The sequence below is a fragment of the Paenibacillus sp. PK3_47 genome (assembly GCF_023520895.1).
Classification (GTDB): domain Bacteria; phylum Bacillota; class Bacilli; order Paenibacillales; family Paenibacillaceae; genus Paenibacillus_AQ.
Genome location: NZ_CP026029.1, coordinates 6,288,344 through 6,306,648, shown reverse-complemented (window position 1 = coordinate 6,306,648; position 18,305 = coordinate 6,288,344). Strand labels below are relative to the sequence as shown.

Here is an 18,305-nt window from a genome sequence, read left to right as displayed (position 1 = left end):
GTTGATAAAAATATGCTCACAACCAGTAAAGGGGAATGATCATGTCACTCAATTTCACGCCACTGCTGACAACGCATCTGTTTGTATCCAAGACTGTGTTAAAAGAAGATGTGGAAGAATTGATAGAACGCCTGGAAAAAGGCCATATCACGGTTAACCTGTACGAAACAGAGCATTCCTTGCAGGAGAACAGCTTTGGTCAGCCGCGTGTATACGTTTCAATCGGTGAGGAGTGGCGGGAATTTTCAGCATTAACCAGTCTGCCACATCACGAAAAAATACGCTGGCTGCATTTCCTTGCAGCAAATGAAATCCAACCTTCCCATTTGTTTTTCTGCTGGCTCCATGCCACGAACCCTCTCCCGGAGAATCGGCTGATTCCATCTTCCCGTTTTTCTTCAGACACTCCCTTGATATCCGTCTTTACTGCAACCTACAGGTCCAAAGAAAAAATAGAACGTCCTTATCAGTCCTTATTAAAACAGACCTACGCGAATTGGGAATGGGTAATAGTGGATGACTCCGGCGACGAAGATGAGACCTATACGAAATATTTGCTTCCGCTGAAGGACCACAGGGTCCGCAGGTACCGTCAGGATTCCCGTAATGGTTATATCGGTGCCATCAAAAGATATGCGGCAGGGCTCTGCCGGGGAGAAATTTTGGTTGAAGTCGATCATGATGATGAGCTAAGACCTGATTGTCTGGAGAAGATTGTACGTGCATTTCAGCAGAATCCGGAATGCGGATTTGTATATGGCGATTGTACAGAGGTGTATGCAGAGAGCAATCATGCACATTGGTACGGCTGGGATTGCGGTTTCGGGTACAGTGTACATTACCGGGTCTGGCTGCATGATATGAACAGGTGGCAAAATGCACATAAACATACAACCCTCAACGCGAAAACCATTTCACACCTTGTCGGGTTGCCTAATCACCCCCGGGCGTGGACAAGTGACTGCTATCACCTGATCGGAGGACATCGGACTGAATTATTGGTCGCAGATGATTACGATTTGCTGGTACGGACGTTTCTTTGTACCAAATTTGTTAATATCCCTGATTTACTGTATATCCAATATCGAAATGAAAATGGAAATAACACTACGTTCCTTAGAAATAAACAGATTCAGGTTCTGGTCAGGGAGTTGTACAGATCGTATCTGCAAAGAATTTCTGTGAGGCTCAAGGAGCTTGGTCTGCCGGAGCAATTACCGTATAACCGTATATGGATGACTTCTCCGGATGATCCTGCCAGAAAAACTGCTCATGTGATACAGGAAGATGCTTCCCGTTCTTCATTCCTCTTCCCTGTCTCCTATGACTCCCCTGAACAAGAGAACACTCAATTACTAAAAACGCTTCAAAAGGGACTTGAAAACAATTTTAAGGAGATTGAGGTTGTGGTTGTCGGGAGAATCCCGCAGTACCTTGAGGCCTATGCCTCCAAAGCTCCTACAGGTGCCATCCGCTGGTGGCCGATGGAGCAGGAGGATTCGATCGAAACCTGTATCCAATATGCCAAATATATTGCCTCCTGTAAGGAAAAAGTGGTTGTGCTGCCTTGAATCAAGAGCTTTTGCTGAAGTTCCTGGTTATTTTACGGGTTTCGGCAAAGGTTTTTTCAGCTCTGAAAAAATGACCCAAAAGTTATATATAACCTTTGAGTCATCGAAGTATTTCTTAAGCTGGTCCTTGCTCGCCCTGAACGCCCTGAGGTCCTTGCTCGCCTTGGAAGCCCTGAGGTCCTTGCTCACCTTGAACGCCTTGAGGTCCTTGTGCACCTTGGAATCCTTGAGGTCCTTGCTCGCCCTGAACGCCCTGAGGTCCTTGCTCACCTTGGAATCCTTGAGGCCCTTGTTCGCCTTGAACACCCTGAGGTCCTTGTGCACCTTGGAATCCTTGAGGTCCTTGCTCGCCCTGAACGCCCTGAGGTCCTTGTGCACCTTGGAATCCTTGAGGTCCTTGCTCACCTTGGAAGCCCTGAGGTCCTTGCTCACCCTGAACGCCTTGAGGTCCTTGCTCACCTTGGAATCCTTGAGGCCCTTGTTCGCCTTGAACGCCCTGAGGTCCTTGGTTACCTTGGAATCCTTGAGGTCCTTGGTCACCTTGGAAGCCCTGGGTTCCTTGCTCACCCTGAACGCCCTGAGGTCCTTGCTCGCCTTGGAATCCTTGAGGTCCTTGCTCACCCTGAACGCCCTGAGGTCCTTGTGCACCTTGGAAACCTTGAGGTCCTTGCTCACCCTGAACGCCCTGAGATCCTTGCGCACCTTGGAATCCTTGAGGTCCTTGCTCGCCCTGAACGCCTTGAGGTCCTTGTGCACCTTGGAATCCTTGAGGTCCTTGTTCGCCTTGAACACCCTGAGATCCTTGCGCACCTTGGAATCCTTGAGGCCCTTGTTCGCCTTGAACGCCCTGAGGTCCTTGCTCGCCCTGAACGCCTTGAGGTCCTTGCTCACCTTGGAATCCTTGAGGTCCTTGCTCGCCCTGAACGCCTTGAGGTCCTTGGTCACCTTGGAAGCCTTGAGGTCCTTGTGCACCCTGGAATCCTTGAGGCCCTTGGACACCCTGAATGCCTTGAGGTCCTTGTGCACCCTGGAATCCTTGAGGCCCTTGGACACCCTGAACGCCTTGAGGTCCTTGTGCACCCTGGAAGCCTTGAGGTCCTTGTGCACCCTGGAAGCCTTGAGGTCCTTGTACACCCTGGAAGCCTTGAGGTCCTTGTGTGCCCTGGCCTTGAGGTCCTTGTGTGCCTTGAGGCCCTTGATCCCCTTGAGGTCCGGGATCGCCTTGAGGCCCTGCTGTCTCAGTTCCTAAAAGTTCATCAGACACTAACCGGTGGGCAGGCACCAATGCCCCGGCTGCATCTCTGCCCCAAACAGATATTTGAGTCTCACTTTCAGCTGCACCGCTTGTGGTAAAGTTAAATTCGAATCCATTGAAACTGGCAAAATAGCTCCTGGTTAAAACTTCGTTAGGTTCCAAGGAGACTAATTCTTGGACATAAAGTGTTCTGGTACCATCCAAAGTGTAACCCTGGATCAAAACGAAAGAAGAATTCGCAGCACTACGGTTATCCATTTTAATCAGAACGGTTTGAGTAGGTCTGACTCCGCTAACTGGTTCGTTTGCAATGGGTCCTGTTGATAATAATGGCACTAAGCATCCCTCCTTTCAGCATTAATGTAAATCTGATTTTTTAAAGTGAACAGAAAATTCTTTGAATTGAACTCTGCTCCCAATATTCTATTTATCAACTGTTGATATGATTGTGGTCATGTCCTCTGCACGCCTGCTGATTTTAAAATTCCAGCTGTTCTTCTGCAACAATACGCTGAACATCAATGATTTCTCCGCTTCCGCTTCTACCCCAGACTGAAACATCAGTACTGGCTTCTGCTGAACCGCTTGTTGTAAACACGAATTCATATGCATTGAAGTTTGCTCCATAATTTCTTGTAATCACAGCATTGGGGGCTACAACTAATTCTTCCAGTACATAAAGGGTTCTTACGCCGTCTAAAATATACCCTTGAATCAAAATTGCAGTAGCATTTGCAGAATCACGGTTAACGATTTTAACAGTAACTTGTTGAATTTGTCTTATCCCGTTAACCGGATCGTTAGCAACAGGCCCAGTGGATAACAATGCCATTCATCCAACCCTCCTTTACTATAATTTTCAATAAATTTAATGCCGGTTATAAAAAAGATTACTGGCTATTTCTATGTATTATATTAATAACGTATTATGTATGCTTGTTTGTTTACCTGTATGGAATATTCTTTGAATAGGCATTGTTGGTCTGTAAAAACATAAAAAAAGCACACCATCACTATCAGTCAGGAGTGCTTTTTATGAATCTCACCACTTAAATTCCCATATTCTGCTCAGTTCCGCTCAGTTCCGCCCATAGTAAAGCTTCTTATTCATTACATCCACCAAATACAAAATATCAATGTTCTTGGGACTGCGGTCCACTGCAAGCCGCTCGACCGGAATGCCAGGGGCAAGTGAAGTTTCTGTCCAGCCGCCGCCGCTGTTTACTGCCATAAATGCCCGGTCGGTTCCGCTGCTTTTGACATAATAAATTCTCGAAGACTCGCCTGTCCAGGTCACATCGATAGCTGCATTGGTCGGAGCGGTATTATAGACAGTCTGCAATGACCAGCCGCCTGTTCCATAAGTAGCCTGCTTCACCGAGAAAATGTTACTGCCCTCTTCGCGGTAGCGGTAAGCGATAACCGGGCTGTTCGCGGAATCCACCGTCATCTTGGCGCTTTGCACACCTGGTCCGCCCGGATCACTGCCGCTTTGCACATAAGTTTCTCCAGGAGCCAAAGGCTGTACAATATCTGCAGTAGTCAGTGACACAGGCGGGGATACAGGCGTTCCGTCCGCTTTGGTAAATACCTGTGTGGAAGGGCTGTATTTCAGATAGGATAACTGGTGCCTGAGGGGGCTGGCGGCAAAATGTGCCCATTCGAACAAGATATGCAGATCACCGTTACCATCGAAAACCAGCTCGTCAGGGTAAACCGAACGGTTAAGGTGGGCGGCAATGACTTTGACCTGACTCCATACAGAATCGGCATTATTCCAGCGGAACAGTACGGCTTCCCTTTTGCCTGCCGGATCTTTGTCTGCACGGACCATAAGGTATAAATCACCGTTCGGTGCGGTAGTCACCACCGGATAGGTTACAGTCATCCCTTGAGGCAGTTCATCCGAGTGATTCTGGGGAATCCCGCCGACTGTATCCGAGCGGAAATACCGCCATTCATTACTGTGCATGGAGGCGAACACATGGAACCGTCCGCTGCCGTCTCTGGCCATGGAGGGCTGATTATGGCCGAGATCGTTAATATATTCTGCAGGAGTGGTGCCGTTCATAAGCGGAAGCTTGCTCCAGTTGCCGTCGTTGTCCCGTCTTGCTATAGCGATTGTATGTTTATTGGTGGATGTAATGCCCGGTGCATTATAGGCCATATAAGCATATTCGAAGCCCTGCCCGTAAGTATCAAGAGGAGACCACCATCCGGCCTGGTTGCTGGCATCCATCGGAAAGGGTACCTCTTCCAGCACGGCGGCAGCGCTCCCCGTTCCTGCCGGCAGCAGTGTCATCAGTGCCAGCATTACCAAACTGAGCTTCCATTTGTTTATTCCCTTCATTCGTTCCGCCTCCTTAGATATCCACTTTTTTGTAAACGTATTCAAAACTACTCAGCCTTTCCTCCTTTCCTATCTGTTTATAAGGTCCCGCAGGCCCAAGAATAGCATGCTGCAGGCGGAATTGTTACTGTACTATTGCAGGATTGCTGTACTGGAGAGCATATGAGATATTTTACTGCAATAAAAAAAAGCCCGGATCGGGCTTGAGTAATACCGGATTAATTTCCGTAGACTTCAAATGAATAATGCCCCGCACTCAAGCCCTTGGGTAATCCGTTGTAGACTATTCTTACATACCTTGCGCCGGCATTGAACCGGTCGGTCCGGATCTGATCAGTCAAAGTTTGACCCGTCTGATTCGAGGCTACATTCCAGTCCATCCCGTTAACAGAGGTTTGAATGACATAGAGGAAATTCCCTTCCTGATAAAACTTCACCCGGATGCCTGTAAGAGACTGTTCCCTTCCCAGATCGACCTGCCACCAATGTCCCGCGAGATCATCCCCGGCCAGCCAATATGTATGGCCTATACCGTCGTTGCCTTTTTAAGCTTCGTGACTGTTATCTTTTGCACTATCACAGGTCGATGGTTTCCCCAAAGCCAGCTCTTGTCCTTGAGGAGGCAGAGCTGTTTCTGAAGACAAGTTAGTTTCTTTCTTCTTCAGCAGCTCGCGGAGTTCGCCAGTCTCCAGGGATAAAGTGGGTTCAAATGCATCAGTGGACATATATTCAATCAGGCTTGCGCGGAGCTGTGCTGCTGCAGGCCTATTCTCCAATGCGTCCTCAATGTTAATGCCGCAGAGGAGCAGCTTCCCCCTGCCGATTTTGTACTCTGCCAGATTAGTCAGCTTCCGGTTATGATAGAAGTTAGGAATAACCTGGACGACCGGTTCGAAGGGCAGATCATGATTAATTATAAGTGAGACGGAATGATCGAGCAAATCCTTCCATTGATGTTCTGCATACTCCCTTGTCGGAAATCCTTTAAGTGCCGGATGAACAGGATTCACGATAATCCCGCATGGGTTCTCTGTTGCAAAGTGTACCGGACTCCAGAAGACCGGGTGGAACTTTCCTCTGGCCGTATGTTCTAACTCCTCCTCTTTGAGCAGGAACAGAACCCGCTCCCCGCCTGCCAGCTTATGCAGCAGATCATCATCCAGCGTGCTTGTAATTGTAATGCCCGGCTCAAGATCCGTCCGCTCCTCTGCAGGTGTGTATACCCAGATTGGCCATTCGTTACGGATTTCCGTACCCAGCAATTCCAATGAAACAGTCAGCCGGCTGCTGATGCGGATTTGTCTCAGCGCTTCTGTCGTGAATTGTCCAAGCGCAATGCCGGAACCAAAGGGGATCTTTTCTGCTTCTGCAAAACCATGATCGAGAAGGTTCCCTTCCTCATCCGTAATACTCCATTTCATACGGGCCTCTGTCAGCTCGCTCTGGCCAAAATGTGCAATATTTATGTCTGCTGAATAGGAATCCCCGGTAGTATATATCCGCTTTGGCATCCTCAGAAGTAATACGGTAGCGCTACAGAAATTACGGAATTGCTGTGGTTCAATCAGCCCCTTGGACTCCCAGAATGCATTTAATATACCGACAGTAGCTGTGCTTTGGCCTGGAAAGTCATGCAGATCCAGCAGCTGGAACCCGCCCAGCTCAGGGGTCCGCAGCGCTGCTTCGATTTCATCCCGGTACAATTGGAGCGCAAGCATGCCTGAGCCGTGAACCAGTTTACGGATATCGCTGAGCATTCCGCGTTGGTCCAGATCTGCCCGGATGACCTCCAGATTGACCGGGCGCAAGGCTCCGTGATAGAGACCGATCTCTTCGACATCCGGATAAACAGTATATTGTCCTACTTCGTGAGTAACTACGGGAACAGGTCTTCTGGCTATTGCATCACGAAAGTCAATAAGCGTGGAATGGGTCAGCTCATCAAGAAAATACTGTCCGCGTGCTCCGGCTTCATCTATTGTCTGGGCACAGAACAGATCATCTGCCGGATCCAGCGGCCGGTCCCAATTTGTTGTCAGCGTATACAAATGTCTATTATCGAGAACCTTTAATTCCGAAACTATGCGCTGAAGCAAGTCAAAATCACCGTTCAGTTCATTCCCGTTACTGTAAATACAGAAAGAAGGGTGATTCCCGTACTTAGTTACTATACGCCGTGCTTCCTGAGGCAGATACGTGTAGTGTTCGGGATAGGCCCCGACCGGTGAGTTCCATGTATCCATCCACATCGGACATTCAACCTGCAGATATATACCCAACCGGTCAGCGGCTTCAAAAGCACTTTCCGGCGGGCACCAGGAATGAAAGCGGATATGATTCAATCCGTAATCCTTAGCTGTTCCGAAAAGGTTAAGCCAGGCTGCCACATCCATTGGAGGATGACCTGTTAAAGGGAAGATACAGCATTCCAGGGTTCCCCGTAAAAAAACCGGCCGGTTATTGATCTCCAGTACGTTTCCGTTTCTTTGAAAACTCCGCAAACCGAACGTTTGCCTGGTATCCACACCGGTCTGCAGCCTGCCAGCAGTAACTTTTCCTTCTATTTTCATCTCATATATGTTGGGATGGAACTCATCCCATAACAGCGGTTCATCTCCCATTCCATATAACCATTCGAAGGACTCCGAGGAGAAAGCGGGAAGCCGCAAAGTTTGCCGGATAGCTGGAGCACTATGCTGATTTTTGCCGTGGCAGACAGCAGCGGATACATCTAATGTTCCCGACATCTCGGTATCAGTTGTGTTATGACAAGCGCCTTTAATGATGACTGAGCGCAGCCCCTGCTGGGGATAGATTTGCAGATCCGTAATCAGGAACGGCTCCAGAGCCTGCAGTTCAATTCGCCCGACAATTCCGTTCCAGATGGATTGAGTTTCTTCTGTGTAGGCGCTGGGGTAGGTGCCAAGATTCTGTATATCCCGGTTATCTACCCGGATGGTGAACCGGTTGGCCACTCCCGTCTGAATGTATCCGGTCACATCAAACTCATGCGGAACAGACAGACTATCCTGCTGGCTGACAAGCTGTCCATTGACCCATAACGTAGATTGAAACATGACCCTTTCCAGAAACAGCCTGAACTGCCTGCCTGCCCATTCTTCCGGGACTGACGTTTCGTATTCGTACCATGCAGCACCATAGTAGGCATAGCGCTGGCGCAAAGAGCGGACAGATTCCCTGTTCATCTCATCGCTCCACTCTTGTACATCTCCTATCCCGTTCAAAGTCAACGTACCTGGAAGCCTCACATTTCCCTGAGTCTGGAACAGTTGAGGAGCATACCAACGCTCTGTCTCCCCCTTGTCCCCAGGATCGAGAGCGTATTTCCATATCCCCTCCAGATTAAGCGTGTTTGCCTGAAGTGTATTTGTCATATTTGTCATCCTGCCGCTCCTTCTTCAATGTCAAATGGCTAGTAAACGCTTTCGTGTTATGATAGACTCGTATACAATTGTAAGTCACTGCGCTTCTGGGAGGAATGAGGATATGGCTGAAAACCCTAACTATTCTGCTATACAGGCAGCAGACACCCAGTATACGCATCCCGCCGGCATCCTTGTATCGGATTACTACAGCGAACCTTACGGATATACCTGCTACAGGCCGGAAGGGACCAAGGATTGGCTGATCATGTATACTTTATCCGGTAAAGGCTCCATATATAATGGAAATGGTGAATATCTTGCCTGTACAGAACGGATGCTGACGATTGTGTCACCCGGAACACCCCAGGATTATTTTATGGAAGTGGGCTATACGTGGGAGAAGCTTTGGGCACACTTCCTGCCGCGGCTGAACTGGATGGACTGGCTGCCTTCCAGCAATACGCAGGGTCCTGTTTTTCAACTGAAAATTGAGGATGACAACACCAGTCTTGCCATTGAGTCGGCTTTCCGGAGAGTGCTTTCTTACAGGCTGTACAGGGATGTGCTGCTGCGGGACGAACTCACCCTGAATGCCCTTGAGGAGATCATTCTTCTGGTTGCCAGCCAGAATCTCCGGAAGAAGGAGCTGGACCCCCGCATCAGCGAAGTGCTGGACATGCTTGCCGAAAATTACATGGAAGAACATGCAGTCGAAGACCTGGCCGCTAAAGTCTGCCTCTCTCCTTCAAGGCTTTCCCATTTGTTTAAACAGCAGGTTGGCGACTCCATTATTGAAACCCTGATCAAATACCGGTTAAACCAGGCCGAGAAGCTGATCAAATATACGGTGCGCCCGATCACTGAGATTGCTCTCGCCGTCGGTTTTAACACCCCGGACTATTTCACAAAGAAGTTCACCGGTTATTTCGGAAGCAACCCCTCGAACTACCGCAAACAGCAAAGGGACAGAGTCAACTAGCTGATATCGCCTTTGAAACGCAAAAAAAGAAACCGGATTTGTCCGGCTTCTTCTTATTTAAATCAATCAAAGCTTTAGCGCCTGTCCCTTCTTCTAGCTGTTCCTTACAACTGGAATCCACATTTCCCCGTACACCAGTCCGTCCCTCTTCCCCATCTCAACAGAAGCATTCGGCCCTCCGACATAAGCGACATCCGTTGCTTCCGGCAAGGCTTGACCAAAGGCAATTCCGGCAAGGATATTGTTCAATTCACCAGCTGTCTGCGCCTCACCTTTTACGACCAGATATTCGCCCTTGGGGAACTGGATGACTCTCGCTTCTTCCGGCGCAGCCGCTCCGGACATTACGCCGGCATAGTGCATCATCTTGTTGTTCACCGCTTCATTTACTGCAAAAATGTAGTCATTCGCGGCAATGCTTTTTAAATAATCAAGCCTTCCATCTTGGCTGGCGGCCTGCCAGAAATCGGCCTTTTCCTTGTTGATACCGGCATAGTCCGTATAATCGCTCTTAAGCTCTGTACCTAAACCAATAACTGTAAAACTCTCTTTCTGCTCCAACGTGTACGCTGCCATGTTCAAAAACTCCTTTAACATTAATTTGTTTAATGCTTTGTCTTTTTCACTTGCTAAGGCTATGATAACTTTAAACCATGTCAAAAAATGATACTGTTTAGGAGCGGCGATGAAAAAAGTTGAGCGGATTAACATCATCATGCGGTACATCAATAATCGTGCCCATTTTACGATCACTGAAATCATGCGGGAATTCAGCATCTCCCGTTCCACAGCGATCAGGGACATCCGGGAAATTGAATCCTTGGGAATGCCGCTGGTAGCTGAGGTTGGCAGAGACGGCGGTTATTTTGTCATGCGCAACTCGGTTCTTCCGGTCGTCCACTTTACAGATAATGAGCTCAAAGCGCTGTTCATTGCCTTTATGGCCACCAGAAATCAGCAGCTTCCTTACCTGAAGAGCCGCCAGTCCCTAACGGAGAAGCTCCTGGGCCTTATTTCCGAAAATCAGCAGGATGATCTGTTTCTGTTGAATCAAATTTTGCTTTTTGAAGGGACCAATCCCTATAACCCCGATCTGCTTGATCTTTCTGACCTTCCCCATTCCATGCTGGAAAAGCTGATTCAACTCCTTCTTGCGGACAGATACTTATCAATTACCGTTAATGAGAAGGTGTACTCCATATACCTCTTGCATCTATACCGTGAAAAAAGTGTCTGGCTGATTGAAGGTTTTGATTTAGAGGAAGAGCAAAAGCGGATTTATCCTGTCGACCATCTCACCGATGTGATCCCCTGCCCGGCAAAAACGAGATTAAGCCGCAAAAAGATTTTAGAAAAACTGGGTAATCAGAAAGAAATCATCAATCTTGAACTTGAGCTTGGCCCGAAAGCGATTGCCCAGTTTAAAAAGTACCATCCTGTCAAAGTGCCGCTTTCCTATACAAATCCTTACCAGACTGCAGCACGCTTAAGATCCTTTACCGATGTGAATAACCCTGAAGAGGTAGCTGAATTGGTCAATTGGCTGCTGTTCCTTGGTGATGATGTCAAGATTAAGAGAATGCCTGATGAAATTTTGGCAGCTTTACAAGCAAGGCTTGGTCTCTACGGTCTATAAAAAAAGCCCAATGAGACGGCACGGCCGCTGCATTGGGCTTCTTTGCTGACTGCCTGGTAAGTTGATGCTCTCTAATCCGGTTTATTTGCGTACGGTAACTACCATCTTCTGCGATTTGGTTTCTCCTGCATGATTGCGTAATACAGCTTCATATTCGTAGGTTCCCGCGGCCTTGCCGGAGATGCTTGTAACCGCAGACTGTGCGCCAGGCGTACGCGCCTGGAGCGCTTGTGTATCTACCAGAACCCCGTTCTCATAAAGCTCATATTCGCTGGCATTTGTCCCCCACCACAGATTCATGCTGACTTGAAAGCTGCCGTCTCCGTCCCAGTTATCGTTCGACAATACCGCTTTACCCGGAGAGGCATCCGTTACAGCAACAGTTAAAGGCGCGCTCTTGGTTATGCCCAGCGAATTGATCAGCTCGCCGGTATAGACATAAGTGCCGTTCTTTCTGCCGGCAATGTCTATTTGGACAGACTGTGCGGATGGAGACTGGTCAGCCAAAGGAATCTCCTGGATCAGCTCACCGTTCTCATACAGCTTGAATTGTGTGCCGTTATTGCCCCACCACAGATTCATCGTAATGGTGTAATCTCCGTCTCTCAGGCCTGTGTCATGCCCGTTATTATCGGACAGCACCGGAGTACCTGGAGCGCTGCCTGCCAGCGGTGTTGCCTGGCTGAGCCATGATGCCCACTTGCCCAGCGCAGCCGCTTGTTCAGCCGTAAATACTGTACCGTTAGCGGCATTGACCTCATTGCCGTATGCAGCAAGCGCCTGACGTGCCTTGGCACCTTCATGCGCCGCGGCCGCTTGTTCAGCCTGCTGCAGCTTCGCACCGAGCTGCTCGGCAAGCGCACCTGCGCCCGGATCGGCGGATTCAGCCGCAAAGGCCCGTGTCAGTTCAGCCAGGCTTGCGAAGGTGGCCGTAACTCCGAAGCTGAATTGAGCACTGCTCTCATGCCCTGCCAGGTCAGAGACTTTCGCGTTCACCTCATGCAGCCCGGGTTCTAAAGTATAAGCCGGAGCGTTGAGCAATTCACCGTTGGGTTGTGCCACACCGGAGACTGTATCAGAAGCAGAATAGCTTATAGCCACCTGCTGATCAATGGTGTATTCCGTCTGTCCTTGGATATCAATGGTCGGCGGTGCAAGATCAATCTGCACGGTAAGTGTCTGTTCCGCTTCTTTGTTGCCGTCCAGATCTACGCTCCAGTACGCCACATGGTGTGTACCCTCTTCGCTTAATGAAAGCTTCGTGCCGCCCGCAATCTCGCCGCCGTTAACCTGATAATAGGTTGCATCGACTCCAGGAGCTTCATCTGTTGCGGTAAATAGTACTTCTGCGGCAGAAGTATACCAGCCGTTACGCAATTCTCCCTTCACTTCTGCAGTTGTACGCGGTGCTTCCTCGCCGGAAGGCCCGCCGTCCAGTGTAACCAAGGCAGACAGCGGAATATTCAGCTCCTGTACCAGCTTTGCCACCATCTCGGATACCTTGATTGCCCCGTTCATCTGCAGATGCGTGTTGTCTTCCGTCGTACCTACCCACATGAAGATGTCCTTGGTTCCTTCCGGACCGAGCTCCTGGAAATATTCCCAGCTGGCCTGGTTCAAATCTACCAGCAAGGTTCCGGTCTCCTGCGCGGTATCCTTCATTGCCTGTACATATTCCGGGAAGCTCTTATTCAATACTTCTCCGGTAAAGTCGCGTCTGTTCACCGGTGTAACCAGCACCGGGGTTGCTCCCCGCTGCACAGTGCCGTTAATATAATCCTTCAGATACACCTTGAATTGCTCCGGTGTCAGATAACGTTCCGGACGGGAAGGCGTGGAATCATTATGGGACCACTGCATGAACAGGTAATCCCCTTCATGGATATCCAGCAGAATGTCGTTGAGATATCCGCCCACCAGGAATGTTTTGCTGCTTAAACCGCTCACTGCACGATTATCGATACTGATCTGTTCCAGGTCGAAGTAACTGCCCAGGGTCTCGCCCCATCCGGCCTGCGGGCGGTAACCTTCTGCGTAATTGGCAACTGTAGAATCGCTCGCCAGATAAATGACCGGTTCTTGACCTGCACCGTTGCCCGGCAGGCGCTCGATCTTCAGAACATTAATCTTCGGTGTGCTGCCGGCAAATTCAAAGTTGAAGATGCCGTCAATCAGCGCAATGTCATAAGATATTTCTTTGAATTCACCCTTAGCCACTGTTGTGGCCGGTAATTTAGGCATTTGTTCAACTGTAACGCCTGCGTTAGTGGATTCCTGGGCATCGCCGATGGTCATCGTTACCCGGTAGTTAGCGGGTTCCATTTCTACCAGGAAGGAGCTGCCGTTCATGCTGGTGAAGTCCTCTGTGAGGTCATCCCCGGTCTCACGGTTCTCATCCTTAACCAGTGCGGTATCACTGAATCCATAACCGTTCCCTTCCACGTATGCCCGCGTGGCATCAACCTTCGCATATCCTTCAGCTGCACTTCCGGAGCCAAAGTCAAAAAGGTATTCGCTGATATCGCCAGCCGGCTCACTGGTCAGAGAGTTCTTGGCAACCGTCAGCATGTTGAAGACATGATCCACCTGGGCCTGGGTAGCTTCTGTACCGATAACCGCCTCCACAGCTGCCAATGCTTTGTTAAGCACAGCTATGGAACCTTCAGTGTAAGCTGACAGATCCAAGGCCTTGGCCTCATCGCGCAATGTTATTAACGCTGTCTGATCGCCGGCAACCGGTGGAAGCTTCATGCCTTCAAGCTTCACATTATCAATCTGCGTGGTCCAGTTAAGCGTGCCGCCTCCGCCTTTTCTCGTTCCGAGAAAGCGCAGTGCTCTTACGTTATTGGCATAGACGCCCGGACTCATTGGGATATCCTCAATCGTCTGTGTAACACCAGGGTTAGCCAGGCTTGTTAAGGTCAAGTCAATGGTTTTCTCGGCAAAGTTAATATTGGCATCCACATTGACCCACTGATTCTTGGAGATGCTGGTAGCCGTTCCGCCTTCCGGAAGGGCAGTACTGCCGGTTCCGTAATCAGGCGTGTAAGGACCGGCATAATAATGAATTTTCGTACCCGGATCGGTTGTGCCGGTTTTGGCAGCCAGAGTCAAAATAATGTTTTCGTTCGCGTCCTGAAGACTCAAGTGACCTTCCGACGGGAACGCGCTCACATTGCCGGAATGCCAGTCAAAATTAACATTAACAATGTCGCCGTTGACCGCATCGAACAAACGGAATACTTTGGCCCGGTGGCCGGAGCCGGAACCGGCAACGGATAATACCTTATTTCCGTTCTGGTCGACGACTGTTCCCGACATCTGCCCGCCGATGCCCGTGGCATTGACCATCGCATATTCGAATGCGGCAGGATCGCCCTCGAAGTCTTCCTCATAGACCTGAATTTCCGGCTCCGGTTCCGGTTCAGTGATGTCGGGATCGATGACGAACGGTGAGATGCTTAACTCCAGCTCTTTAACCGCTCCCGCAACCAGTCCGGCAATAACCTGTGCACCGTAGCTGCTGAAATGCGTATTATCGTTCACACCATTAGGGTATTTTGGGAATTCACCCGGATTAGCATACAGGAAAACCTTCTCACTGGCAGCTAAACCGATTTGATCGTAGTACGCAATACTCAGCTGGCTCAGATCAATCAGCTGGACGTTCAGCTCTTCGGCTGCTTCTTTGGCAGCCTGCACATACTCAGGGAAGCTTACATTAAACTCCTGGGTGATCGTATTAAAATCTCTGCGCCCTACCGGAGTCAGCAGAATCGGCGTGGCTCCACGCTGTTTGGCACCGTTTACATAACGGGCTAAATAGGTCTTATAATCCTCAGGCGACGCATATCTTTCCGGAATGCCTGCACTGGCATCATTGTGCCCGAAGGAGATAAAGAAGAAGTCCCCAGGCTTAATGCGCTGCAGAATGGTATCCAGACGTCCGTCCGCCATGAAGGATTTGCTGCTTCTGCCGCCGATCGAATCGTTTTGGACCGTTACGCCGTTGGCAAAATAACGGCCGAATTGCTGTCCCCAGCCTTCCTGCGGAGCCTGGATACTGCTGTAGGACTGCATGGTGGAATCGCCGGCCATGTAGATTGTTGTTCCTGTTCCTGCTGTTTTCTCAGGATATTTCGAGATAATTATCTCCTGTACGTCAATGGCCGTACCGGTGAAGATGAACTCCAGCTGTCCGTCTACCAGTGCGACATTATAGGAGAACTCGCGCGGTACACCTGCGTTTACGCTTGTTACAGCTAATTTTTGCACAAACTCGGATTTGACGCCAACACTCGAGTTCCGCGTCTCATCGCCAAGCTTCAGGGTTACCTTGTAATTGGCATTGGGCAGGTCTACAGCAAACTTGGCATTCTCAGGCAGGGAAACATTGCCTGCCCCGACCGTAATTCCGCCAGTGCTTTCAAATCCGTACCCTGCTGTTTGATCATACAGTGTATCCTGCACGGAAGTGGTGCCTGCTGCCGCGTCTGTACCGAAATCAAAGTGGTAGACCTGCTCAGGCAGTTCTTTGGATCCGGTTAAGGTTACATTGGCTTTGGGGAATTCAGCGGCTTCCTCACCGAGATAAAATCCGGTATGCGGCGGCTGGTTGTAGCCGACATTCTGCCAGGCAATGCCCAGTCGGTAGACGGGATCCTGCATCAGTGCTGGAATACGGTATTCTGTAGGGATTGTTGTGGTATATAGTCTATACTCACTGCTGTCTTCGCTGCGCAGCAGCAGCTCCTCGCGCCAGTCACCAAGAATATCCGCCTGAAGGGCAGGGTTTCCTTTGGTGTGATTGTTGGTCAAAGCGCCGTTTGCCCGGAAAATCTCCTTCAGCTGCTTGTTGACAGTATCCCATTTGTAGATGAGCGGAATTCCTTTTGCCGCGTTGTTATCCCATTCATGATCGAACAGCTCCCGCTGGAGGTCTCCATCCCACCAGATTGCAAAGTTGGCACTTTTCGGCACTTCGCTTGCTTCATAAATGGCTTCTCCGCTGGCTGAATATACGCGGGTTAACGGGGCCATTTGCCCGTCGACAATGGTGGAAGCCCAGGACTCATACCCCGGATAGTTCGGGTCGATGTCAGCCGACATCCCGCGTCCGGTATCCTTGCCGGTGTATTGGCCCCACAGGATTTCGCCTGTGCCGGCATCCCGCATCTCCAGGCCGTATTCGGCATTGGTGTGTTCATGTACACTGACAATCTGGAAGCCGTCCCGGTTCGGATCGAGCTTGCCCGCGTGCATCGCATCGCCGTGTCCAAGTCCGGTGCTGTACAGCAATTCGCCGTTATCGTCAATGGCTAGTGCACCGTACATAATTTCATCTTTACCGTCACCGTCTGCATCCAGCACACTCAAATTGTGATTGCCTTGTCCCTGATACTCTTGGCCGGCTTCATTGGTGTCGAACGTCCAGCGCTTCACCAGTTGGCCGCCGATATAGTCATAAGCTGCCAGAACGGTGCGTGTATAGTAACCGCGGGCCATGACAACACTTGGTGTCACTCCGTCCAGATAGGCAATTCCGGCCAGGAAGCGGTCTACACGGTTGCCGTATCCGTCACCCCATGCGTTCACATCGCCCCGTGGCGGGTCGTAATCAACGGTGGACACGGCTGCTCCGGTCTCTCCGTTAAACAGTGTAAGATATTCCGGCCCCGTCAGGATATATCCGCCATCGTTGCGGTAGTCTTTGGAGCCGTCGCCGATTACCATGCCTTGGCCGTCGCGCGTGCCGTCCGCTGTTTTGACCACAACTTCGGCTTTCCCGTTGCCGTCGAGATCATACACCATCAGCTGTGTATAATGCGCTCCCGCACGGATGTTAACGCCCAGATCAATCCGCCATAGCTTCGTGCCGTCCAGTTTCACGGCGTCGATGTAGACATTGCCGGTATAGCCGGCATGGGAATTGTCTTTAGCATTGCTGGGGTTCCACAAGTAAACGATTTCAAGTTCGCCGTCGGCATCCAAATCTGCTGTGGAAGCATCGCTGGCTGCGTAAGTATAGGTGCCTCCGTCTTTGGTGCGGCCGTCGGCCGGCTTATCCAGCGGTATAGGCAGATAGTTGTTGTGCCACACCGAAACGGTCTCCGGCTGCATTTCTTCCCTGCCGCCGATGACGGTGGAAATCTGGTACTGTGAGCTGTCTGCACCCGTTGTATCAATATAATTTGTGGAGCCGCTGATTGGCGCCGGATTCACTTTAAATCCGTTTTTGTAGACATTGAAAGCGGTATCATCTGAATCCGTATTTAAGTACCTCCAGCTCAAAAACACACCGCCGTCTGTCAGAACAGCAACCAATCCGCGGTCAAGATATTCCGCCTGGCGTGCAGGGAGATGATCAGCAGCCTGCGGTGACTGCGCATATCCCGGAGCCGGCGGAACGATAAGCGATGCCGCCATAAAAAATGATAAAACGGAAGCCAGCACAGATTTTTTGAAGGACACAGCTTTTAGACCCATGTACATTACTCCTCCTCTTGATCTAAAATTCATTTTAGAAATCAGGGAATACAGATCGTTAAGCTTGCGGAGTGCTCCTCCTTTCCTGGGCGGGTTCTGCTGCTTAAAAACCCCCGTCTCGAATTTATGCACAGAGTGTATCAGATAATGGTACGAGATTCTTAGCAATAAAATCCATTTTAGACCTAAATTCGACTTTTTTAATTTTAAAATAATTAATTTGCCCCCTTACACGGAAACGAGCCTAATGTACGTGAAAAACCGAGTTTAATGGGTCACCGCGGAGGGAATCGGGCCTAATGTACATGAAAAACCGAGTATAATGGGTCACCGCGGAGGGAATCGGGCCTAATGTACGTGAAAAACCGAGTACAATGGGTCACCGCGGAGGGAATCGGGCCTAATGTACGTGAAAAACCGAGTACAATGGGTCACCGCGGAGGGAAACGGGCCTGATGTACATGAAAAACCGAGTACAATGGGTCACTGCGGCGGGAATCGAGCCTAATGTACATGAAAAACCGAGTACAATGGGGCACTGCGGAGGGAATCGGGCCTAATGTACGTAAAAAAACGAGTACATTTGGCTCACATAATTATTGTGCTTACAGTAATCACTGCTGAGGTGTTTGTACGTCACTA

The 18,305-nt window shown here is 49.9% G+C and carries 10 protein-coding genes; 3 read left to right on the top strand and 7 right to left on the bottom strand.

Going from position 1 to position 18,305, the window contains the following annotated elements:
- The first annotated feature begins 41 nt into the window (after positions 1-41).
- Positions 42-1,571: a glycosyltransferase gene (locus tag C2I18_RS27380; protein WP_249898850.1), complete on the top strand. Its 1,530-nt coding sequence runs from the start codon at positions 42-44 to the stop codon at positions 1,569-1,571.
- Between the two features lie 27 nt (positions 1,572-1,598).
- Here C2I18_RS27380 and C2I18_RS27375 read toward each other — a convergent pair whose 3' ends face one another.
- From C2I18_RS27375 to C2I18_RS27355, 5 genes are all read right to left on the bottom strand, one after another.
- On the bottom strand, positions 1,599-2,705 hold the full coding sequence (locus C2I18_RS27375) for a hypothetical protein (protein WP_249898849.1): 1,107 nt from the start codon (positions 2,703-2,705) through the stop codon (positions 1,599-1,601).
- 599 nt (positions 2,706-3,304) lie between these two features.
- On the bottom strand, positions 3,305-3,658 hold the full coding sequence (locus C2I18_RS27370; RefSeq protein WP_249898848.1) for a hypothetical protein: 354 nt from the start codon (positions 3,656-3,658) through the stop codon (positions 3,305-3,307).
- Positions 3,659-3,904: 246 nt separating this feature from the next.
- The gene (locus C2I18_RS27365) at positions 3,905-5,176 is read right to left on the bottom strand and encodes a BNR-4 repeat-containing protein (protein ID WP_249898847.1); all 1,272 of its coding nucleotides are present in this window, start codon (positions 5,174-5,176) and stop codon (positions 3,905-3,907) included.
- Positions 5,177-5,394: 218 nt separating this feature from the next.
- Entirely contained in the window at positions 5,395-5,688 is a 294-nt protein-coding gene (locus C2I18_RS27360; protein WP_249902270.1) for a discoidin domain-containing protein, read from the bottom strand.
- 33 nt (positions 5,689-5,721) lie between these two features.
- Positions 5,722-8,580, bottom strand: a complete 2,859-nt coding sequence (locus tag C2I18_RS27355; RefSeq protein ID WP_249898846.1) for a sugar-binding domain-containing protein — start codon at positions 8,578-8,580, stop codon at positions 5,722-5,724.
- A gap of 103 nt (positions 8,581-8,683) precedes the next feature.
- Here C2I18_RS27355 and C2I18_RS27350 point away from each other — a divergent pair, with 103 nt between their 5' ends.
- Positions 8,684-9,541: a helix-turn-helix domain-containing protein gene (locus tag C2I18_RS27350; protein ID WP_249898845.1), complete on the top strand. Its 858-nt coding sequence runs from the start codon at positions 8,684-8,686 to the stop codon at positions 9,539-9,541.
- Between the two features lie 93 nt (positions 9,542-9,634).
- Here the strand turns inward: C2I18_RS27350 and C2I18_RS27345 are convergent, their stop codons facing one another.
- Positions 9,635-10,117, bottom strand: coding sequence for a GyrI-like domain-containing protein (locus C2I18_RS27345; RefSeq protein ID WP_249902269.1), 483 nt, complete (start codon positions 10,115-10,117; stop codon positions 9,635-9,637).
- Positions 10,118-10,226: 109 nt separating this feature from the next.
- Between C2I18_RS27345 and C2I18_RS27340 the strand changes: the two genes are divergently transcribed.
- Complete coding sequence (locus C2I18_RS27340) at positions 10,227-11,177, top strand: helix-turn-helix transcriptional regulator (RefSeq protein ID WP_249898844.1); 951 nt, start codon at positions 10,227-10,229, stop codon at positions 11,175-11,177.
- 81 nt (positions 11,178-11,258) lie between these two features.
- Here C2I18_RS27340 and C2I18_RS27335 read toward each other — a convergent pair whose 3' ends face one another.
- On the bottom strand, positions 11,259-17,663 hold the full coding sequence (locus C2I18_RS27335; protein ID WP_249898843.1) for a rhamnogalacturonan lyase family protein: 6,405 nt from the start codon (positions 17,661-17,663) through the stop codon (positions 11,259-11,261).
- Between the last annotated feature and the right edge of the window lie 642 nt (positions 17,664-18,305).